The organism is Delftia sp. BGA-UO-ETr-SB1, assembly GCF_059567865.1.
Genome location: NZ_JCAQOW010000005.1, coordinates 1270859 through 1291816 on the forward strand (window position 1 = coordinate 1270859; position 20958 = coordinate 1291816).

Consider the following 20958-nt stretch of genomic DNA (forward strand, 5'->3'; position numbering starts at 1 on the left):
GATGCGGCGCTGCAAAAAAAAGACAGGCCGCCACGGTCGCCCCGGAGGCTCGACAGCCGCACGCGCTCCCTCGCGTCAGCGGCCGCTCACCCTCGCACAAGAGCGCTATCAAAATCTCGGCGATTCCGCTATAAATCCCCAGCGAGGGGGACGAATGCCAGAGAACGTCGATGCGCAAATCACGGGGCCCAACGATACGCTGCTGCGGCTGATAGCAGATACGGCTCCGGCCATGCTGGCCTACTTCGATGCGCGCACGCTGCGCTGCCGCTTCGCCAACATCAACTACGCACGCAATTTCGGATTGACGCCCGCCGAGGCGATCGGCAAGACCGTGCGCGAGATCGTGGGCGAAGCCGTGTGGCAGCTCATCGCCGAGCATGTGGAGCGCGGCCTGCGCGGCGAACATGTGCGCTACGAGCGCGAGGTGCCCCAGCCGGATGGGCCGCCTCGCCATATCGAATCGCTGCTGATGCCGCACTTCGAGCACGGGCAGCTGCAGGGCGCCGTGGTGCAGATCACCGACGTGAGCCACCACCACCATGTGGCGCAGAAGGTGCGCGACAGCGAAGAGCGCATGCGCAAGTTCACCGAGGTCACGACCGAGGCCATCGTCATGCACCGCGACGGCCTGATCATCGACGGCAACGAGGCCCTGTCCCGCCTGGCCGGCTACACGCTGGACGAGCTGACCGGCCGCCCCATCCTCGACTACATCTGCCCCGAATTCCGCCTCTACGCACTGCAGTACATGCGCAGCGGCCGCGAGGACCGCTTCGACGGCGCCATCCAGCACAAGGACGGCCACCGCATCCCCGTGGAGATCGAGGCCAAGACCATGCCGGCCGAGGGCGGGCCCTACCGCATCGTGCTGGTGCGCGACATCACGCTGCGCCAGCTGGCGCAGGAGCGCATGGACTTCCTGGCCCAGCACGACCAGCTGACCCAGTTGCCCAACCGGGTGCGCCTGATCCAGATGCTGCGCCAGGCGCTGTCGCTGGCCTCGGTCAAGCGGCGCGCCCTGGCCGTGCTCATCATCGACCTGGACCACTTCAAGACCATCAACGACTCGCTGGGCCACCAGGCCGGCGACCTGCTGCTGTGCGAGGTCGCCCAGCGCCTGCGCGGCAGCGTGCGCGCCCACGACCTGGTGGCGCGCGTGGGCGGCGACGAGTTCGTGGTCGTGCTCACCGACGACCCCGATCCGCAGGAAACCGAGACACAGGCCAGCCACCTGCAGCGCATCATCGAGGCGCCCTGCGCCATCGATGGCACGCCACTGGTGATCTCGCCGTGCATGGGCATCGCCATGTACCCCGGCGACGGGAAAAACGCCGAAGAGCTGCTCAACCGCGCCGAAAGCGCCATGCACATGGCCAAGGACAGCGGCCGCCGCAACCTGCAGTTCTATGCACCCGCCCAGGACGGCCAGGCCACCCAGGCCCAGATGCTGATGCAGGAGCAGCAGCTGCGCGGCGCACTGGAGCGCGGCGAGTTCGAGCTGTACTACCAGCCCCAGACCTTCACGGCCGATGGCCGGCTTGCCGGCTTCGAGGCCCTGGTGCGCTGGCGCCACCCGCAGCGCGGCCTGGTGCTGCCCGGCGAGTTCATCGGCTTTGCCGAGGCGCGCGGCCTGATCTCGGCCATAGACCACTGGGTGCTGCGCGAGGCCTGCCGCCAGGCGCGCCAGTGGCAGGACGAGGGCCTGGCGCCGGTGCCGCTGTCCGTGAACCTCTCGGCGTTGGAATTCCGCCAGCGCGACATGGCGCGCGAGGTGGCACAGGTGCTGGAGGAAACGGGGCTGGAGGCGCGCTGGCTGCACATCGAGCTGACCGAGTCCACGCTGATGCACACCAGCGGGCAGGTGCAGGACACCTTGCAGGCGCTGCAGGCCCTGGGCGTGGGCCTGGCCATCGACGACTTCGGCACCGGCTACTCCTCCCTGGCCTACCTGCGCCGCCACCCGATCAACCAGCTCAAGATAGACCGCTCCTTCATCGCCGACGTCCCCGATAGCGAGGACGACACGGCCATCGTCACCGCCATCGTGCAGATGGGCCACAGCCTGCACCTGGACATCGTGGCGGAAGGCGTGGAAACACCTGCCCAATTGGCGCTTTTGCGCGAGCTGGGCTGCGGCATGATGCAGGGATACCTTGTGGCGCCGCCCCTGCCGGCCGAGAGGGCGCGCGCCTGGCAATTGCACAACAGTCATCCAGTCCAACGACAATAGCCCATGGTTTTGCTTCACAACCCCTCGCAGGCCTCCAGGGCCGCAGCCACCTTGCACACCGACCCCCAGCGGGCCCTGGAGCACGTACAGCAGATCTACCGGGAGCAGATAGAGCACCTTCGCTCGAACATGCAGCGCTTCGTCTCCGGCGAAACCCCGGCCGCTCCCGTCCACGCCTACTACCCCTTCGTTCGCATGCACACGAGCACCGTGGCGCGCGCCGACACGCAGCTGGCCTACGGCTTCGTCGAGGGCCCGGGCACGCACGAGGCCACGCTCACGCGGCCCGACCTGTTCTCGCGCTACTACGCCGAGCAGTTCCGCCTGCTGATCAAGAGCCACGGCGTGCCGCTGGAGGTGGGCCTGAGCGACAAGCCCATTCCCATCCACTTCTCGTTCGCCGAGAACGACCACATCGAGGGAACGCTCACGCGCGAGCGGCGCCAGCTGATGCGCGATGTGTTCGACCTGCCCGACCTCGAAGCCATGGACGACGGCATTGCCAACGGCACCTGGCGCCCGCATCCCGGCGAGGCCCTGCCGCTGTCCCTGTTCACCGCCCCGCGCGTGGACTACTCGCTGCACCGCCTGCGCCACTACACGGGCACCCAGCCCGAGTGGTTCCAGAACTTCGTGCTGTTCACCAACTACCAGTTCTACATCGACGAATTCATCCGCCTGGGCCACGCCGAGATGGCCCGGGAAGACAGCGAATACGTGGCCTTCATCGAGCCCGGCAACGTGGTCACGCGCCGCACCGGCCTGCCGGCCCAGCCCAATGACGAGCTGGGCACGCCGCCGCCGCGCCTGCCGCAGATGCCGGCCTACCACCTGGTGCGCGCCGACCACAGCGGCATCACCATGGTCAACATCGGCGTGGGCCCGGCCAATGCCAAGACCATCACCGACCACATCGCCGTGCTGCGCCCGCATGCCTGGATGATGCTGGGCCACTGCGCGGGCCTGCGCAACAGCCAGCAACTGGGCGACTACGTGCTGGCCCACGCCTACGTGCGCGAGGACCATGTGCTGGACGAGGAGCTGCCGCTGTGGGTGCCCATTCCCGCGCTGGCCGAAATCCAGCTGGCACTGCAGCAGGCCGTGGCCGATGTCACGCAAATGGACGGCCCCGACCTCAAGCGCATCATGCGCACCGGCACCGTGGCCAGCACCGACAACCGCAACTGGGAACTGCTGCCCAACAACCTGCCCCAGCTGCGCTTCAGCCAGAGCCGCGCCGTGGCGCTGGACATGGAAAGCGCCACCATCGCGGCCAACGGCTTCCGCTTCCGCGTGCCCTATGGAACGCTGCTGTGCGTGTCCGACAAGCCGCTGCACGGCGAGATCAAGCTGCCCGGCATGGCCAACCACTTCTACCGCGAACGCGTGGACCAGCATCTGCGCATCGGCATGCGCGCCATCGACATCCTGCGCGAAGGCGGCACCCAGCGCCTGCACAGCCGCAAGCTGCGCAGCTTCGCGGAGGTGGCGTTCCAGTAGCGCCCCGCCACCGGCCACCGCTTCTCACGGGCCACGCTTCGCACCGCCATCCAGGGACGCACATGCCATCCACGCTGCCTACCCTGGACTTTTTCTCCATGACCGCCGTCGTGGCCATCAACATGATGGCCATGTCGGCCGCCCTGCCGCTGGCCATGGGGCGGCGCGTCAGCGGTGCGGCGCGCCATGCGCAGCACTTCTTCCTGATGCAGGCCGTGGCCTGGACCCTCATCCTGATCGCCAGCCGCCTGCCCCACGGCCTGATGGGACGTGACCTGCTGTCGCTGGGCGCGGCGGCGTTGGCCGCCACCGCCCAGTGGCAGATGGCGCGCGCCCTGCGTGAATGGCTGGGGCCGCGCCCGATGCTGCTGGAACGCGGCCTGATCGCGCTGTGCGTGCTGGGGCCGCTGGGCTTTGCGCTGCTGCTGCCCCAGGCGGCCCTGCGCACCGGCTGGTTCAGCGCCGTCCATGGCCTGTGCCTGATGGCGCTGGCCGGCCTGTGCCTGGACCCACAGCGGCCCGTGGCGCGCAGCTGGCGCTACCTGATGTGCGGCGTGGCCGCCTTCATGGGGCTGATGCTGTTCGTGCGCAGCTACCTGGCCCTGGCCACACCCTTCCTGCCCAGCTTCACCGCGGACAGCGGCGCCAACCAGATCTTCGCCCTGCTGACCACGCTGAGCAGCACGCTGCTCATGGTGGCCGTGCTCGTGGCCTGGCGCGACGAGACCAGCCAGCAACTGCGCGACCTGGCCTTGCAGGACATGCTCACCGGGCTGCCCAACCGCCGCGCCCTGCTGGAGCGCGCACCCGCCATGCTGGCCCATGCCCAGCGCCACCGCCAGGCCCTGGCCCTGGTGATGCTGGACCTGGACCACTTCAAGCATGTCAACGACGAGCACGGCCACGCCGTGGGCGACCAGACGCTGTGCCTGTTCGCCCGCCTGCTGCAGCAGCAGCTGCGCAGCGACGAAATCGCCGCGCGCTGGGGCGGCGAGGAGTTCTGCCTGCTGCTCTACACCACGGACGACGGCGTGGACACCCTGTGCACCCGCCTGCAGTCCGCGCTGCTGCAGGCCTCGCGCAAGGTGCTGGGCTTCGAAGTGCGCTTCAGCGCCGGCTGCGCCCACGCACCCCAGGCCTGGAACGGCCTGTGCCTGGAGCTGATGCTGGCCCCCGCAGACGCCGCCCTCTACGCCGCCAAGCGCCGCGGGCGCGACTGCTGGACGCAGGTGCGGCTGAGTCCGGTGGCCGCGTCCGAGGAGCAGGGGCCGCAGCCGTCGGCCTCCATCCCGGAGCAGGCCATGGCGCACGGGCGCACGCCAGGCACCTAGCGCGCGCCGTGGCGGATCATGTCCACGGCCTTCTCCGCAATCATCACCGTGGGGGCATTGGTGTTGCCGCTGACGATGCGCGGCATGACCGAGGCATCGACCACGCGCAGGCCCTTGATGCCGTAGACACGCAGCTGCGCATCGACCACGTCCATGGGCCCCGGCCCCATGCGGCAGCTGCCCACGGGGTGGTAGATGGTGTCGGCGTGGCTGCGAATGAAGGCCTCGATGCCTGCATCGTCCTGCGCACCGGCCGAGGCCGGCATCTCGCGCCCGCCCAGGGCCGCCAGCGCGGGCTGGGCCAGGATCTCTTGGGCGCGGCGCACGCCGTTCACCATGCGCCGCAGGTCCTGCGCGTCGGAGAAAAAGGCCGGGTCCACCAGCGGCAGGGCCAGCGGGTCGGCACTGGCCAGGCGCAGGCTGCCCCGGCTGGCCGGCTGCAGCACGCAGACATGCAGCGAATAGCCATGGCCCCAGACCGTCTTGCGCCCGTGGTCCACCAGCTTGGCGACGACGAAGTGCAATTGCAGATCGGGCGCAGGCTCGCCAGGGCTGCTGCGGATGAAGCCGCCCGCCTCGGCAAAGTTGGTGGTCAGCATGCCGCGCCGCTGGCTGCGCCATTGGCCCACGGCGGCCAGCAATCTGCGCGCACCGCCCAGTGAAAGGCCGAAGCTGTCGGTCAGCTGCGCGCCATCGACCACCAGCACCACATCCGGGTGGTCTTGCAGATGGGCACCCACGCCGGGCAGATGGTGGACCACATCGATGCCCAGCGAACGCAGATGATCGCCCGGCCCCACGCCAGACAGCATCAGCAGCTGCGGCGACAGCAGTGCGCCGCCGCAAAGCAGCACCTCGCGCCGGCAGTGCAGTTGCTGCACCGTACCGCCCTGCAGGTACTCCACGCCCACGGCGCGCCGGCCCTCGAACAGAATGCGCAGCACCTGGGCACCCGTTTCCACGCGCAGATTGGGCCTGGCACGGTGCGGCGCCAGATAGGCCTTGGCGACGTGGTGGCGCTCGCCGTTGCGCTGGGTGACCTGGTACAGGCCCACACCCTCCTGCGCCTGGCCGTTGAAATCCGCGTTGTGCGCATGGCCGGCCTGCACGCCAGCCTGCACGAAGGCCCGGGACAGCGGGTTGGGATCGCGCAGGTCGGCCACGTTCAGCGGCCCGCCCGCGCCATGCCAGGCATCGGCGCCGCGTTCGTTGTGCTCGGCGCGCAGGAAATAGGGCAGCACCTCGCTCCAGCTCCAGCCCGGGTTGCCCTGGGCCGCCCAGTGGTCGTAGTCGGCCGGCTGGCCGCGCACATAGACCATGGCGTTGACCGCGCTGGAGCCGCCCAGCACCTTGCCGCGCGGCTGGTGGCCGCGCCGCCCGCCCAGGCCCGGCTGCGGCACGGTGGACAGGCCCCAGCTGTGCCGTCCGCCCTTGGCCATGGCGGCCATGCCCGCCGGACAGTGGATGAGCACGCTGGAGTCGGGGGGCCCGGCCTCCAGCAGCGCCACCTGCGTCTCGGCATCCTCGCTGAGCCGCCCGGCCAGCACCGAGCCCGCCGATCCCCCTCCGATCACGATGTAGTCCAGCATGTCTCCCCTCCCCTGCGGTGTAGCCATCCACTGTTGCAGTCGCCTGCGCGGCGCCGCAAGCCGGGGCAAACCCGGTGGATGCTCCGAATCCCGCTACGATCGCCGGATCGCATTCACGTTCGCATTCACTTTGTTCGTTTGAGGAGACTGACAGTCATGGCAATTCAAACCGTAGGCATCATCGGCGCAGGCACCATGGGCAACGGCATCGCGCAGGCCTGCGCGGTATCGGGCATCGACGTGGTCATGGTGGATATCTCTGAGGCCGCCGTCCAAAAGGGCGTGGCCACCGTCTCGGGCAGCCTGGACCGCCTGATCAAGAAGGAAAAGCTGACCGAGGCAGAGAAGACCGCCGCCCTGGCCCGCATCAAGACATCGACCGACTACGCGGCACTGAAGGGCGCGCAACTGGTCATCGAGGCCGCCACCGAGAACTACGAGCTCAAGGTCAAGATCCTCAAGCAGCTGGACGCGCTGCTGGATGCCGACGTCATCGTCGCCACCAACACCTCGTCCATCTCCATCACCCAGCTGGCCGCCGTGACGGGCCGCGCCGACAAGTTCATCGGCATGCACTTCTTCAACCCCGTGCCCATGATGGCGCTGGTGGAGATCATCGTCGGCCTGCAGACCAGCGACGAGACGCACGCCACGGTCAAGGAACTGTCCGAGCGCCTGGGCAAGAGCCCCATCACCGTGAAGAACGCGCCCGGCTTCGTGGTCAACCGCATCCTGGTGCCCATGATCAACGAGGCCTTCTTCGTGCTGGCCGAAGGCCTGGCATCGGCCGAGGACATCGACGCCGGCATGAAGCTGGGCTGCAACCAGCCCATCGGCCCGCTGGCCCTGGCCGACATGATCGGCCTGGACGTGTGCCTGGCCGTGATGGAGGTCTACCTCAAGGAATTCGGCGACAGCAAGTACCGCGCCTGCCCCCTGCTCAAGGAAATGGTGGCCGCCGGCCGCCTGGGCCGCAAGACGGGCCGCGGCGTGTACAGCTACTGATACACGGCCCCCAAAGCCAAGCGAAGGCGAAGGCAGCTCAGGCTGGCCTTCGCCTTTTGTTTTGGTGGCAGCGCGCTACTTGGTTTTGCGCACCAGCGCCAGCATGTCCTCGATGACGATGTGACGTATCGACCTGAGCATTCTCAGGTGGGCACTTCTTGTGGAATGGTCCATTGCAGAGTCGGCAGGCTGGTGGAGCTGGCCAGCCTCGAATTCTGCGATCAACGCATCGGCCTGCGGAGCCAGCATGCCAAGCATCCTGTCGAGCACACGTCCGCTTGTGCTCTGGGTCAAGCCCAAGGCCGTACCTGCGGCCATCAGCTTTCCGTAGGTCACGTCGGCAAAGAAGGCCGCACCCGCAAGCGGAACCGTCAGCCGCTCCTGTGGCCATACCGCATGTTCATCGGCGTAAGCCCGCGTGTGATAGACGGCGGTGCTCAGGAGATCGTAGAACGGCGCCAGCCTGACGCCGCCCCGGTCCACCAGGAACGACAGATTCTTCAGATGACTGTCGCTGTTGCCCACCAGGGTGTTGAACAGCAGCCACTGATAGATGCCCATCCGGGCTTGCGCCTTTTCGCGGCAGCGGTCCATCAACGACGCCAGTGTCTGGATGCTGGCTCCTTGATATTTGAAAGTCCGGGCCAGGTCGAGCAGTTGGCAGGCATCCACCACATGCAGTCGCAGCCACTCTTGGGACGCTTCATCAAACACGCGGTCAAAGCGGTTGATGACATAGGCCGGCTCGGGCGTGTACAGCAGGTGTACCGGCGGCACATCAAGCCCCAGGCGCCCGGCAAGCTTCATGGTGAAGGCCTCGTTGACGGTCGAGTGCGGATAGCCTTCGGCCGTGGAGTCCGGCTTGAGGATATGGCTGGAAGCCGTCCCTTGGAAGGGTTCCTGCAGGCGAGCGGTTTTCTCGTCGTACAGCACCACCATTTTGTGCTGCGCTCCAGCCAGGGACATGCGCTTGGGTGATCCGGCATGCAAGGACGTGCGCGGCAAGTTCCTGAGTCTCAGTGACAGTTCGCCGAACTCCAGCCTCCTTGCGCCGCGCTCGGCTGCGTCCGCCCCAGGCGGCAGCAGGACCAGGGATCCGGCCGATTCCGCGCCAAGGACCTGCAAAAGGCCGAAGGCATCGTGCTCATTCACATCCAGCTCTTTGCTGATCGCACTGCGCAGTGCTTCCTCGGGCAGCAGGTTGTCGAAGAACCATTGGACGCTGCGGTGCGTAGATCCGTCGATGTGCCTGCGCTTTGCCAAGGAAATGCCGGGCGCCAATGGGAAGGCGCGAGGGTCGCCCATCCACTCCTCCTCATAGGCAAAGCCCCAGACATCCCTGTTTTCGACCAGCTTTCCGGCAAGCCGGCCGTTGATGAATACGTCCAGGATGCGTGCGGTCACGGCCTGTTCTTTTCGAAGGCAGTGCGGAAGAACGCATCGTCCGAGTCACGGGCACCGGGCTCCTCCCTGACTTCAGCGGCTGGCCCTCCGTCCGGTGCGCCCTGGCGCGTTCGGTACTCGTGGGAACCATGGGGCTCAGGTGGCAGCCTGGCCTGGCGGCGCTGCAGATAGGCCTGCTCGGTTCCCTCGGGAAGGTCGATGAGCACCTCGATTCCCAGTTCGGACAGCAGTTGCAGCACGCGCCCAAACTGGACCGTGGGCTTGCCGCGCTCCACGTCCCGCACAAAGACATGGCTCACGCCTGCGGCGCCTGCTGCATCGTCCTGGCGCAAGCGCCGCGCCTTGCGAACGGCCCATACCGCGTCACCGAGGGCATCCACAGAGTCGATGGAGATCTTCATGGCTTCAATGAAATCGAAAGCATGGTTTCGATCTTATCGATCGGCAACGGCGCTGGCAATGAATCGAAACGACCTTATCGATTTTCATCGAGCAGCTTCCCAAACCCCAGAAAAACGAAAGCATTGCTTAGATATTCACCCCCTTTTCAACCGTCCTCTGCGCGACTGCACCCATCCCTGGCCTGCACTAAGGTCCATGCGCAGGAGACAACCATGGACATCAACACCCCCACCCCGCCGCCCGAAGGCTGCATCAGCTGCGAAGTGCGCGGCCATGTGCTGCTGATCGGGATCAACCGCCCCGCCAAGCGCAACGGCTGGACGCCACCCATGTTCCAGCAGTTGGCCGAGGCCTATACGCGCCTGGACGACGATCCCGAGTTGCGCGTGGGCGTGCTGCATGCGTTTGGCAGCCATTTCACGGCGGGGCTGGACCTGCCGGTGATGGCGGAGTACCTGCGCTCGGGCAGGAAGGCCATCCCGCAAGGCCTGGTGGAGCCGCACGACTACGGCCTGGTCGGCTACCGGCGCCGCGCCAAGCCCATGGTGGTGGCGGTCAAGGGCATTTGCTTCACGGTGGGCATCGAGCTGATGCTGGGCGCCGACATCGTGGTCGCGGCCGATGACTGCCGCTTTTCCCAGCTGGAAGTGCAGCGCTGCATCATGCCCACGGGCGGCGCCACGCTGCGCATGGCCGAGCGTGCGGGCGTGGGCAATGCCATGCTGCACCTGCTCACGGCCGATGAGTTCGACAGCGCCGAGGCCTATCGCCTGAACTTCGTGCAGAAGGTGGTGCCGGCCGGTCAGGAACTGGCCGAGGCCCTGCGCATTGCCGAGCGGATTGCCGCCCAGGCCCCGCAGGCTGTGGTGGCCACGCGGCTCAATGTGCTCAAGGCCATCGAGCTGGGCCAGGCCGCCGCCGTGGCCGACTTCATTCCCGTGCAGCAGCGCCTGGCCAGCAGCGAGGATGCCGCCGAAGGCGTGCGCTCCTTCATCGAGAAACGCCCCGCGCGCTTCACGGGCCGATAGGCCTTTCTCACCCTCCCGATCTTCCCCCTCCGATCTGGAGGGATTTCATCAATTAAGTTGTGCACAATTTAATTGACAGCAATAATTCAGCCCATGCCACGCAACGCCCTGCCCACCGACACCCCCGAGCTTCTGCGCCTGGACAACCAGGTCTGCTTTGCGCTGTACTCGGCGTCGCTGGCCATGACCAAGCTCTACAAGCCCCTGCTCGACGGCATCGGCCTGACCTATCCGCAGTACCTGGTGATGCTGGTGCTTTGGGAGCGCGACGGCCTGACCGTGTCGGAGATCGGCGAGCAGCTGACCCTGGATTCGGGCACGCTGACGCCGCTGCTCAAGCGGCTCGAAGGCGCGAACCTGCTGGAGCGGGTGCGCGATGCGCAGGACGAGCGCCGCGTGCGCATCACGCTCACCCCGCAAGGCCGGGCACTGCGCGATGCGGCTGAAAAGATTCCCGCCTGCGTGCTGCAAAGCACGCAGTGCACGCTGCCCGAGTTGCAGGCGCTGACGCAGCAACTCGGCGCACTGCGCGAGCGGCTGGCGCCGCGCCGCAGCGACTGACAACGGATTGCCGATTTCCTCCACCCGTCCGCACAGCCGGACAACTTTGCAAAAGGAAGACACCATGGCCCAGCTCGAAAAAGTCCTGTACACCGCACGTGCCCACACCACCGGCGGCCGCGACGGCGCCTCGCGCACCGATGACGGACGCCTGGACGTGACCCTTTCCTCGCCAGGCACCAGCGGCACGGGCACCAATCCCGAGCAACTGTTCGCCGCAGGCTACTCGGCCTGCTTCATCGGCGCCATCAAGGCAGTGGCCGGCAAGCAGAAGATCAGCCTGCCGCAGGACCTGTCCATCGACGCAGAAGTGGACCTGGGCACCATCCCCAACGCCTACGGCATCGCTGCCCGCCTGAAGGTCAGCCTGCCCGGCATGGACAAGGCCGCCGCCCAGGCCCTGGTGGACGCAGCCCACCAGGTCTGCCCCTACTCCAACGCCACGCGCGGCAACATCGACGTGCAGATCACCCTGGTCTGATCAGGCCCAGCCCGGCCGCTCCCGCCATTGCAGCCTGCGACCCCGGAGGTCGTAGCGTGCATGGCAGGTCAACGGGCCGTGCAAGGCGTCGGCCGCATAGCTGACCAGCGCGATCTCGCCCACGGCGGCCTGCCAGTGCTCCAGCACCGGCAGGCCGCTTATCCATTGCAGCACCTGGGCGCGCGGCCAGGCGGCGTTCCAGGCGCCCAGCGTCACATGGGGCACGTAGGGGCGCAGCGCCTCGGTCAGCGCCAGTTCGGGTCTTGCCGGCCTGAGTGCACCATGCAGCATGCCCAGCGTGGGCCCGCCCTGGCTGCGGTCGCGCACCTGCAGATAGGGCGCCATCTCGAAACTGCCCCAGCCGCCGAATTCCAGCTGCAGCGGTGCGGCCGGCAGGTCCTGCAGCGCGTGCAAGTCGCGCGATAGTTCCGCCGCGCCGTAGGCGTCCGGCAGCGCCGCATCGCCATCCAGAAAGCCGGCCGTGGCCAGGGTCACATGCAGCTGCCGCTCGTACCGCGGAACCAGCGCAGCGGCGAGGGCCTGGCGCGCCTGCGCACAGGCGCGGCGCACGGCTTCGCCCTCGGCAGGGCCCAGCGCATGGAGCTCCAGCACCCAGACCGCATAGCGGCGCCGGCCCAGGTGCCAGCCGCTCCAGTCGTCGGATGCGCCTGCCGCGCTGGCGCTCGCTATGGCATGGGATTGCAGGAAATGGGGCAGCAGCGGCACGGCGGGCGAATCGGCGAAGGCTAGGCAGCCGCACAGCTTAAGCCAGCCCGGCGACAATCGGCCCATGTCCGCCACACCGCACGATCCTGATCTGAATGTCGTCCCCGACGACGAATCGCACGCCTATGCCCGCCTCACGCCCGACGTGGTGCTCGACGCCCTGGCCTCGGTCGGCCTGTGGGGCGACGGCCGGCTCACGGCCCTGGCCTCCTACGAAAACCGCGTCTACCAGGCCGTACTGGAAGACGGCGATCGCGTCGTGCTCAAGTTCTACCGCCCGGGCCGCTGGAGCCGCGATCAGATCCTGGAGGAGCACGCCTTCAGCGCCGAGCTGACGGCCGCCGAAGTGCCCGCCGTGCCCCCGCTGGTGCTGGAAGGCGCCACGCTGCACAGCCACGCGGGCTTTGATTTCTCGGTCAGCCCCTGGCGCGGAGGCCGTCCGCCCGAGCTGGACGACTTCGAGGTGCTGGAGTGGACCGGGCGCTTCCTGGCCCGCATCCACACCGTGGGCGCGACCCGGCCCTTTGCGCACCGGCCGGCGCTGGACCTGGCCAGCTTCGGCCACGACTCCATGCAGTGGCTGCTGGACCGGCAAATGATTCCGCTGGAAGTGGAATCCACCTGGAAGGCCGCCTGCCAGCGCGCGCTGGACCTGATGGCACCCGCCACCGACGGCATGAGCGCGGCCGGCCACTTCGGCCTGCACAGCGCGCGCACGCTGCGCCTGCACGGCGACTGCCATCCCGGCAACGTGCTGTGGACGCCGCTGGACGACGAAGGCCGCGGCGGCCCGCATTTCGTGGACCTGGACGATGCGCGCACCGGCCCGGCCGTGCAGGACCTGTGGATGCTGCTGTCGGGCGACCGGGGCCAGCGCACGCGCCAGCTGGGCGCCCTGCTGGATGGGTACGAGCAGTTCCGTCCCTTCGACCGCCGCGAGCTGGCCCTGATCGAGCCGCTGCGCACGCTGCGCCTCATCCACTACAGCGCCTGGCTGGCGCGGCGCCAGGACGACCCGATCTTTGCCATCAACTTCCCCTGGTTCGGCACGCCCGACTACTGGCGCGGGCAGGTGGACATGCTCAACGAGCAGATCGAGGCCATGCAGGAAGAGCCTCTATACGCCTGAGGCCACCGGGCTGCCTGCCTCCCGAAGACAGATATCTTTACAAATTGTCCAGGCCCGCGGCGCCCTATCCAGGGCTGCGGGTTCCGGGGTATTCTCGGCCCGAAATCCCATCGGCCATGCCCTACTCCGCCTTCCCACCATCGCTGCCCAACCCGCTACAGCCCTTGCCTGCCGCGCAAAAGGTGCTGGTGGTGGACGACGTTCCGGACAACGCCACCATCATCTGCCAGGTGATCAAGGATCTGTGCGGCCCGCTTGTGGCCTACACCGGCGAGGAGGCGCTGGCCCTGGCCCGCCAGTACCTGCCCGACCTCATCCTGCTGGACATCCGCATGCCGGAGATGGACGGCTTCGAGGTCTGCCGCCGCCTCAAGGCCGACCTGCAGACCGCGCATATCCCCATCATCTTCCTCACCGCGCTGACCGAGCCCCATTGCGAGGAACTGGGCCTGAACCTGGGCGCCGTGGATTTCGTGACCAAGCCCTTTCGCCCGGCCGTGCTCAAGGCACGCGTGCGCACGCATCTGGAGATTGCGCAGCAGCGCCAGATGCTGCAACTGCTGTCGCACAGCGACGGGCTGACGGGCGTGGCCAACCGGCGTTTCTTCAGTGCCCAGCTGGAGCGCGAGTTCATGCGCCTGCAGCGCCTGGGCGAGCCGCTGTCGCTGGTGATGATGGACGTGGACCACTTCAAGGCCTACAACGACCACTACGGCCATCTGGTCGGCGATGAATGCCTGAGCCAGATCTCCCAGGCCATTCAGGGCGCACTGCACCGGCCGGGCGACCTGCTGGCGCGCTATGGGGGCGAGGAATTCGTCTGCCTGCTGCCCCATACGGCGCTGGATGGCGCGGTGCTGGTGGCGCAGGGCATCGTCGATGCGCTCAGGCTGCTGGACCTGCCCCATGCCGCATCGCCCCTGGGCCAGGCGCTGACCGTGAGCCTGGGCGTGGCCTGCATTGCGCCTTCGCCCACCAACAGTGCCCAGCAACTGCTGGCCGATGCCGATCGGCGCCTTTATCTCGCAAAAAACGCTGGTCGCGACCGCATCGTCTGGGAGGGGTGACAGGAAACACCCCCTGAGGCGCTACGCGCCGTTCCCCTCTCTCGCACCTCAGCAACGTCCATCGACGCGGCAGGTCGGCACGACCTGACCGCTGGCATCACGCCATTGCACCTGGCCGGCCGGGGTCTGAGGCGGGGCGGCAGGCGCTGGCTCCTGGGCCGGTTGAACGTTGGAGCGTTGCGGATCGTGCAGCACGGTGGATGAACCCACGCCCACGCCGACCCGCGCGCCGCCCACACCCGTGGAGGCGCCCACGCCTGCGCTGCCCAGCACCTGGCCGCTCTGGTTGACGCCGACGCCAACGCCGACCGGGCCCACGCCCGTGCCGACTCCGGCACTCAGCCCGCCGCTGCCCAGCCCCACGCCCACCGACACGGGGCCGACCGGAATTCCGATACCCACGCCGCCGCCCACCGAGCCGCAGCCGGCCAGCAGCAGCGCGCAGGCGCCAAGCGCGGTCCACGCTGCCTTGCGGGATAGCTGGGAGGTCATGAAGGCGGAGGATGGAACTGGCATGCCGGACTCTCTGGACAAGGGAAAACACAGGGACGGCCACAGGGTACACCCGCCCGCCCGGCGCACGTTGCCAGCGGTATGCCCGGGTCCATGCCAGGGGCTCGGAGGCAGCGAAACACTCAGGACACGCGGGTTTCTTAGAATTCACCCATTGGCCTGCGGGTCATTCCAGATTCCATGCGCTCCCGGACAGTGCCGTGGCGCCCCGGTGGCGCCACGCCTGCGCAGCGCCGCTTTCCCCTTCGCTTTCTTCGCGCTCCCTTTTCGCTCCCTTTTCTATGCAAACCCGTTGGCCACCCTATGCGTGGGTGTGTTTTTCCATGTGCGTGGGTGTCATGGGCACCGCCCTGGCCAGCCCGCTGTACCCGCTGTACCAGCAGGCCTGGGGGCTGCAGCCCAGCCACATCACGCAGATCTTCGTGGCCTATATGTTCGGCGCGCTGGCCAGCCTGCTGTTCCTGGGCCGGCTGACCGACCGATTCGGCTTTGTCACCGTGCTGCGCGCCGGGCTGATCCTGATGACGCTGGGCGTGCTGGCCTCCGCCGTGGCCTGGAACGTGCCCAGCTTTGCGCTGGGGCGCGTGGTCATCGGCGTGGCTTCGGGGCTGATCACCACCTCGGCCTCGGTGGGCATGACCCGGCTCAACAACCGGGGCGACCTGCAGCGCGCCGCGGCCACGACCAGCCTGACCATTGCCTTCGGCTTCGGGCTGGGCCCCGTGGTGGGCGGGCTGATCGCGCAGTGGCTGCCCTGGCCGCTGGTCACGGCCTACATCCCCTCGCTGGGGCTGGGCCTGCTGGCCGTCTATGCGCTGTACCAGGTGCGCATCGCCGAGCCGGCCGAGCTGGCCTTCACCCAGGCACGCGCGCTGCACTGGCGCGATTTCATGCCCACCATCACGCTGCCGGAGCGCCGCTTTGCGCGCCACTATGCACTGGGCGGCATGTGCGCGTTCTGCGCCTTCGGCATGTTCAGCCTGTTCGCATCGCTGGCGCCCAGCTTCATGCAGCGCATGGTGCCCTGGCACGGGCCGGCTGTCTCGGGCCTGTCCATCGGCGTGATCCTGTTCCTCTCGGCGGGTTTCCAGTACCTGGCGCGCCCGCGCCCGACCAAGGGCTCGGCCATTGTGGGCTTTGCCTGCCTGGTGGCCTGCAACCTCCTGCTGCTGATCAACAGCTTCGCGGGCTCGGCCCTGCTGTTCGCGCTCAGCGTGATCACCACGGCAGCGGGCCACGGCCTGTGCAACCTGGCGGGCATGTCCATCGTCAACAAGGTCTCCACGCCGGCCACGCGCACGGGCCTGCTGTCCACGTACCTGGTGGTCGGCTACCTGGGCACCATCGTGCCCATCCTCGGCCTGGGCTGGCTCTCGGACCATATCGGCATCACCGAGGCCCTGGTCGCCTACTGCATCGTCATGGGCGCGCTGGCCGGCTGGCTGTGCTGGATGTGCACGCGCACGCCCACGCTGCCCATGCCCAAGCACTAGTTCCGCCAAGGGCGCATGCCTGTTCAGCGAAAGTGCGGTCCCGGCCCGTCTTCGGCCAGGCAGTCGCCGTCATTGCGCAGCGGGCAGACCTTGAGGGACAGGCAGCCGCAGCCGATGCAGCCGTCGATCTGGTCGCGCAGCTGGGTCAGGCCCTGGATGCGCGCATCCAGCGCGTGGCGCCAGCGCGCGGACAGCGCGGCCCAGTCGGCCTGCGTGGGCGTGCGGCCGCTGGGCAGGTCCTGCAGCGCCTCGGCAATCTCGGCCAGCGGCACGCCCATGCGCTGGGCCACCCTGATGACCGCCACGCGCCGCAGCACGGCACGCGCATAGCGGCGCTGGTTGCCGGGCGTGCGCAGGCTCTCGATCAGTCCCTGGCGCTCGTAGAAATGCAGGGCCGAGACGGTGATGCCGCTGCGCCGGGCGACTTCGCCCACGGAGAGGATGGCCGGCCCGTCATGGTCGGACGCGGTGACACCGGCAGAAGACAGATTCATGGCAGCAGGAAAATAGGCGCAGGAAAAATAGGTCCAAGCAGGCCTGCATTTGACCTCAACTTTGGTTGAGGTTTCACACTGGCAAGCCTCGCCGCCCGGTCCGGCCCACTCTCAGACTCCAAGCCATACATGCCACACGACGCACTTGCCACCTCCTCGGCGCAGCCCGCTGCTTCCACGGCCCCGCAACTGCACCATCTGCAGCCCGCCGGCCTCTACGACGCCACGCCCAACGGCTACACCCATGTGGTCACCGTGCACGGGCCGGCGCAATGGGCCTTCGTCTCGGGCCAGGGGGGCGAGAACCAGGCGGGCGACCTGCCCGAGAGCTTCGCGGTTCAGGCGCAGCAGGCGCTGTCCAACCTCAAGCTGGCGCTGCAGGCGGCGGGCGCGGACATGGGCCAGGTGGTCAAGCTGACCCTGCTCATCGTCGACCACTCGGAGGCCCGCTTCAACGACTGGCAGGCCGCCGTGCGCCTGCATTGGAGCGACGGTGCCCCCGGCGATGGTGCCCCCGGCAATACCCTGCCGCGCTTTCCGGCCTGCACCCTGATCCCCGTGCCCCGGCTGGCCCTGCCCGGCATGCTGATCGAGGTCGATGCCGTGGCCGCACTGCCCGCCCACGCCCAGCCCGCACGGCCGCCGCTGTGGGTCTGAGCCATCCGTTTGCCACCCATAAGCAGATAACACAGGCATTCGTCAGATGAACAGATCCTCCCAGGCTTGCGCCCAGCCCTCACCGCCCATGCAGGCCACCGCCACGCCCGTGCTGCCCCAGAGCACCCTGCTGCTCATGGCCACGGCCTGCGGCCTGTGCGCGGGCGCCAATTACTTCAACCAGCCGCTGCTGCACTCCATCGCCATCGACCTGGGCATCAGCGAGGCGCGTGCCTCGCTGACGGTGACCATGGCCCAGGTCTCCTATGCGCTGGGACTGCTGCTGCTCGTGCCCCTGGGCGACATGCTGGAACGCCGCCGCCTGGTGCTGGGCCTGATGCTGCTGGCCGCGCTGGGCATGTTGGCCAGCGGCATGGCGCACAGCTTTGCGCTGCTGGCGGCGGGCACGCTGATGACGGGGCTGTTCTCGGTCGCGGCCCAGGTGCTGGTGCCCATGGCGGCCAGCTTTGCGGCGCCCGGCGCCAGCGGGCGCGCCGTGGGCCTGGTCATGAGCGGGCTGCTGATCGGCATCCTGGCGGCACGCAGCGTGGCGGGCCTGCTGTCGGAGCTGGGCGGCTGGAATGCCGTCTACTGGGTGGGCGCCCTGGCCACGGCCGGCGTGGCCCTGCTGCTGCGGCGCGCGCTGCCCCTGGCGCAGCCGGCCCAGCCCATAGGCTATGGCGCGGTGATGCGCTCCCTGCTCACGCTGGCGCGCGAGCAGCCGCGTCTGCGCAGCCGGGCGCTGATCGGCGGCATGGGCTTTGCCACGGTGAGCGTGCTGTTCTCGACCATGGCACTGCTGCTGGCCGGGCCGGGCTACGGGTTTGGCGATGCGCAGATCGGCCTCATCGGCCTGGTCGGCGTGGCCGGCGCCCTCATGGCCAACATGGCCGGCCGGCTGGCCGACCGGGGGCTGGAGCAGCGCACCACGCTGGCCGGCGGCCTGCTCATGCTGGCGGGTTGGGGGGCGCTGTGGCTGGGCGGCACCAGCCTGTGGTGGTTTCTGACGGGATTGCTCATCGTCGATGCCGCGCTGCAGGCCCTGCACATCAGCAACCAGAACGTGATCTACGCGCTGGCGCCTTCGGCGCGATCGCGCATCAATGCGGTCTACATGACGGGGTACTTCATCGGCGCCTCGGCAGGCTCGGCCGTGGGCTCGGCGGTCTGGCTGCACTGGGGATGGACAGGTGCCAGCGTGGCGGGTCTGATTCTGAGCCTGGCCACGCTGGCCGTCGTGGCCTGGGACAGAAGCCTGGCGCGTCAGACCCGGGCAAGCGCGTAAAAGCCGCACCAGCCTGCGGCACGCTGCGCAAGAATGCACTGCAAACGTGCCGTCTTGCGCGCCTTGCCATGCAGGAAACGCACCAATCCGATGCGCCAGCGCACCAGCATGGCGCAACCGCCACTGCACCGGATTGGCACGCTAAATGCATGACAAAGGCCGTTACAACCACCACGCCCTGTACCGCCCGTCACGCCCATGTCCGCAGCGCTACCGATCACCGCCGTGCCCGCTTGCGCCTCGGGCTGGCAGGCCATGCTGGACCTGCGCTTCGGGCACCGCACTGGCCAGGGCAGCGTGCTTTCCCACGCACGCCACAGCGGCCCGCTGCGCGTGCAAAAACCGCTGCACCCCGAAGGCCCCGGCATCTGCCATGCCGTGCTGCTGCACCCGCCCGGCGGCGTGGCCGGCGGCGACCAGTTGCAGATCGATGTGACCGTGGAGCCCGGCGCCCACGCCCTGCTGACCACACCGGGCGCCACGCGCTGGTACAAGTCCCAGGGCCGCCCGGCCGCGCAGCGCGTGCGGCTGCGCGTGGAAGAAAGCGCCATCCTGGAATGGCTGCCACAGGAAAACATGCTGTTCGCCGGTGCCGACGCCACCATGGCGCTGGACCTGGATCTTGCGCCGGGCGCGCGCGCCATCGGCTGGGACGCCGTGGTGCTGGGCCGCTATGGCGCGGGCGAACACTGGAACCACACCGGCGCCGCGCCCACCGCTGCCGCGCGCCTGCAGCTTCACAACCGGCTCGCATGTGGCGGACGGCCTCTGTGGCTGGAGCAAGGCGAACTGCACGCCGGCCATGCCCTGCTGTCCAGCCCAGTTGCCTGGGCCGGCTTCCCTATACAGGCCAGCCTCTGGGCCGTGGCCCCCGAGCCCTTGGCGGCCATGGAGCCATTGAGCGAGCAACTGGCCGCCAGCCTGCCCTGGAGCGATGAAGTGCGCGCCGGCGTCAGCCTGCTGACCGGCCAAGGCGGCGCACCCTCGGTGCTGCTGCTGCGCGTGCAGGCACGGCGCATGGAGGCGGCAGGGGCCGTGCTGCATGAAGGCTGGCGCCTGCTGCGCCCGGCACTGCTCAATCAACAAGCCCGCCCCCCGCGCCTGTGGGCCACCTGATCAACGGAGACTCATCGATGGAACTCACGCCCCGTGAAAAAGACAAGCTGCTGCTGTTCACCGCAGCCCTGGTGGCCGAGCGGCGCAAGGCGCGCGGCCTGAAGCTCAACTACCCCGAGGCCGTGGCGCTGATCAGCGCCACCGTGCTGGAGTGGGCGCGCGACGGCAGGACCGTGGCCGAGCTCATGCACCTGGGCACCACGGTGCTGACGCGCGCCGATGTGATGGAGGGCATTCCAGAAATGATCCCGGACATCCAGGTCGAAGCCACTTTCCCGGACGGCACCAAGCTGGTCACCGTTCATCACCCGATCGTTTGAGGAGATCCGCCATGTTCCATCCCCGCCTTCTGCTCGCCCCGGCCCTGCTGGCCGCCGCCACGGCCGCCAGCGCCCATACGGGGGCCGGCGCCCACCTGCATGCCGGTGACGGCGCCATGCAGGCCCTGATGGCCGGGCTGTCCCACCCCATCGCGGGCCTGGACCATCTGCTGGCCATGCTGGCGCTGGGCCTGTGGTGCGGGCTGATGCTCAAGCGCCAGTGGCTGCCGCCCGTGGCCTTTGCCGCATGCATGGCGCTGGGCCTGGCGCTGACGCAGACCCCGCTGGAGCTGCCAGCTGTCGAGCCCATGGTGGCTGCATCGCTGCTGGCCTTCGGCCTGCTGCTGGTGGCCCAGCGCCGCCTGCCCGTGGCCCTGGCCATGGTGCTGGCCGGCGCCTTCGCGCTGTTCCACGGATACGCGCATGGCGAGGTCTTCCCCCACGCGCTGCCCGCAGCCGTGTTCTGGGCCTACATGGCGGGCATGGTCGCCACCACGCTGGTGCTGCATGCGCTGGGCGTGGCCTTTGGCCGGGCCATGCGCGGCGGCACGGCTTCGGCTTGGGCCGCACGCCTGGCCGGAGTGGCCGCCATGGGCTACGGTGCCGTGGCGCTGGCGGGCTGAG

At 68.4% G+C, this 20958-nt stretch carries 22 protein-coding genes; 15 read left to right on the forward strand and 7 right to left on the reverse strand.

Going from position 1 to position 20958, the window contains the following annotated elements:
• Positions 1-154 precede the first annotated feature (154 nt).
• From AC57B5_RS15930 to AC57B5_RS15940, 3 genes are all read left to right on the forward strand, one after another.
• The gene (locus AC57B5_RS15930) at positions 155-2233 is read left to right on the forward strand and encodes a putative bifunctional diguanylate cyclase/phosphodiesterase (RefSeq protein ID WP_269197574.1); all 2079 of its coding nucleotides are present in this window, start codon (positions 155-157) and stop codon (positions 2231-2233) included.
• Positions 2234-2236: 3 nt separating this feature from the next.
• Positions 2237-3733 carry an AMP nucleosidase gene (locus tag AC57B5_RS15935; RefSeq protein WP_012203132.1) on the forward strand — a complete coding sequence of 499 codons (1497 nt, stop codon included), beginning with the start codon at positions 2237-2239 and terminating at the stop codon, positions 3731-3733.
• A gap of 98 nt (positions 3734-3831) precedes the next feature.
• Positions 3832-5064: a GGDEF domain-containing protein gene (locus AC57B5_RS15940; protein ID WP_269197576.1), complete on the forward strand. Its 1233-nt coding sequence runs from the start codon at positions 3832-3834 to the stop codon at positions 5062-5064.
• On the opposite strand, the gene AC57B5_RS15945 is transcribed toward AC57B5_RS15940, so the two are convergent.
• The gene (locus AC57B5_RS15945; protein ID WP_496399898.1) at positions 5061-6653 is read right to left on the reverse strand and encodes a GMC family oxidoreductase; all 1593 of its coding nucleotides are present in this window, start codon (positions 6651-6653) and stop codon (positions 5061-5063) included. The two genes, AC57B5_RS15940 and AC57B5_RS15945, sit on opposite strands and share 4 nt — an antisense overlap.
• Positions 6654-6809: 156 nt before the next feature.
• Between AC57B5_RS15945 and AC57B5_RS15950 the strand changes: the two genes are divergently transcribed.
• On the forward strand, positions 6810-7658 hold the full coding sequence (locus AC57B5_RS15950) for a 3-hydroxybutyryl-CoA dehydrogenase (RefSeq protein WP_012203129.1): 849 nt from the start codon (positions 6810-6812) through the stop codon (positions 7656-7658).
• Positions 7659-7733: 75 nt separating this feature from the next.
• On the opposite strand, the gene AC57B5_RS15955 is transcribed toward AC57B5_RS15950, so the two are convergent.
• Positions 7734-9062, reverse strand: coding sequence for a HipA domain-containing protein (locus AC57B5_RS15955; RefSeq protein WP_496399899.1), 1329 nt, complete (start codon positions 9060-9062; stop codon positions 7734-7736).
• Positions 9059-9463 (reverse strand): helix-turn-helix domain-containing protein, encoded by a 405-nt coding sequence (locus AC57B5_RS15960; protein WP_043825756.1) that lies wholly within the window; start codon positions 9461-9463, stop codon positions 9059-9061. The genes AC57B5_RS15955 and AC57B5_RS15960 overlap by 4 nt, the downstream gene beginning before the upstream one ends.
• Positions 9464-9676: 213 nt before the next feature.
• Here AC57B5_RS15960 and AC57B5_RS15965 point away from each other — a divergent pair, with 213 nt between their 5' ends.
• From AC57B5_RS15965 to AC57B5_RS15975, 3 genes are all read left to right on the forward strand, one after another.
• Positions 9677-10492, forward strand: a complete 816-nt coding sequence (locus AC57B5_RS15965; protein ID WP_012203128.1) for a crotonase/enoyl-CoA hydratase family protein — start codon at positions 9677-9679, stop codon at positions 10490-10492.
• 93 nt (positions 10493-10585) lie between these two features.
• Positions 10586-11053, forward strand: a complete 468-nt coding sequence (locus AC57B5_RS15970; RefSeq protein ID WP_012203127.1) for a MarR family winged helix-turn-helix transcriptional regulator — start codon at positions 10586-10588, stop codon at positions 11051-11053.
• Between the two features lie 64 nt (positions 11054-11117).
• The gene (locus AC57B5_RS15975; protein ID WP_012203126.1) at positions 11118-11534 is read left to right on the forward strand and encodes an organic hydroperoxide resistance protein; all 417 of its coding nucleotides are present in this window, start codon (positions 11118-11120) and stop codon (positions 11532-11534) included.
• Here AC57B5_RS15975 and AC57B5_RS15980 read toward each other — a convergent pair whose 3' ends face one another.
• Positions 11535-12326, reverse strand: coding sequence for a 2'-5' RNA ligase family protein (locus tag AC57B5_RS15980; RefSeq protein WP_496399900.1), 792 nt, complete (start codon positions 12324-12326; stop codon positions 11535-11537).
• Here AC57B5_RS15980 and AC57B5_RS15985 point away from each other — a divergent pair.
• A complete protein-coding gene (locus AC57B5_RS15985) occupies positions 12325-13389 on the forward strand; it encodes a serine/threonine protein kinase (RefSeq protein WP_496399901.1) in 1065 nt (354 codons plus the stop codon). The two genes, AC57B5_RS15980 and AC57B5_RS15985, sit on opposite strands and share 2 nt — an antisense overlap.
• A gap of 116 nt (positions 13390-13505) precedes the next feature.
• Positions 13506-14456, forward strand: a complete 951-nt coding sequence (locus tag AC57B5_RS15990) for a diguanylate cyclase (RefSeq protein WP_202757965.1) — start codon at positions 13506-13508, stop codon at positions 14454-14456.
• A gap of 48 nt (positions 14457-14504) precedes the next feature.
• Here AC57B5_RS15990 and AC57B5_RS15995 read toward each other — a convergent pair whose 3' ends face one another.
• On the reverse strand, positions 14505-14972 hold the full coding sequence (locus AC57B5_RS15995; RefSeq protein WP_496399902.1) for a hypothetical protein: 468 nt from the start codon (positions 14970-14972) through the stop codon (positions 14505-14507).
• A gap of 320 nt (positions 14973-15292) precedes the next feature.
• Here AC57B5_RS15995 and AC57B5_RS16000 point away from each other — a divergent pair, with 320 nt between their 5' ends.
• Positions 15293-16462: an MFS transporter gene (locus AC57B5_RS16000; protein WP_496400118.1), complete on the forward strand. Its 1170-nt coding sequence runs from the start codon at positions 15293-15295 to the stop codon at positions 16460-16462.
• A gap of 23 nt (positions 16463-16485) precedes the next feature.
• Here the strand turns inward: AC57B5_RS16000 and soxR are convergent, their stop codons facing one another.
• The gene (soxR, locus tag AC57B5_RS16005) at positions 16486-16956 is read right to left on the reverse strand and encodes a redox-sensitive transcriptional activator SoxR (protein ID WP_013804325.1); all 471 of its coding nucleotides are present in this window, start codon (positions 16954-16956) and stop codon (positions 16486-16488) included.
• A 129-nt stretch (positions 16957-17085) separates the two neighbouring features.
• Between soxR and AC57B5_RS16010 the strand changes: the two genes are divergently transcribed.
• Together AC57B5_RS16010 and AC57B5_RS16015 are read left to right on the forward strand one after the other, a co-directional pair.
• The gene (locus tag AC57B5_RS16010) at positions 17086-17613 is read left to right on the forward strand and encodes a RidA family protein (protein ID WP_353179351.1); all 528 of its coding nucleotides are present in this window, start codon (positions 17086-17088) and stop codon (positions 17611-17613) included.
• Positions 17614-17659: 46 nt separating this feature from the next.
• Positions 17660-18898, forward strand: a complete 1239-nt coding sequence (locus tag AC57B5_RS16015) for an MFS transporter (protein ID WP_496399903.1) — start codon at positions 17660-17662, stop codon at positions 18896-18898.
• Here the strand turns inward: AC57B5_RS16015 and AC57B5_RS16020 are convergent.
• Positions 18877-19008 (reverse strand): hypothetical protein, encoded by a 132-nt coding sequence (locus tag AC57B5_RS16020; RefSeq protein WP_496399904.1) that lies wholly within the window; start codon positions 19006-19008, stop codon positions 18877-18879. The two genes, AC57B5_RS16015 and AC57B5_RS16020, sit on opposite strands and share 22 nt — an antisense overlap.
• A gap of 88 nt (positions 19009-19096) precedes the next feature.
• Between AC57B5_RS16020 and AC57B5_RS16025 the strand changes: the two genes are divergently transcribed.
• Genes AC57B5_RS16025 through AC57B5_RS16035 form a run of 3 tightly spaced genes read left to right on the forward strand, consistent with a single transcriptional unit; the run spans position 19097 to position 20957 of the window.
• The gene (locus tag AC57B5_RS16025; protein ID WP_496399905.1) at positions 19097-20014 is read left to right on the forward strand and encodes an urease accessory protein UreD; all 918 of its coding nucleotides are present in this window, start codon (positions 19097-19099) and stop codon (positions 20012-20014) included.
• A 17-nt stretch (positions 20015-20031) separates the two neighbouring features.
• Positions 20032-20334, forward strand: coding sequence for an urease subunit gamma (locus tag AC57B5_RS16030; protein WP_496399906.1), 303 nt, complete (start codon positions 20032-20034; stop codon positions 20332-20334).
• An 11-nt stretch (positions 20335-20345) separates the two neighbouring features.
• Complete coding sequence (locus tag AC57B5_RS16035; protein WP_012203115.1) at positions 20346-20957, forward strand: HupE/UreJ family protein; 612 nt, start codon at positions 20346-20348, stop codon at positions 20955-20957.
• Position 20958 lies beyond the last annotated feature (1 nt).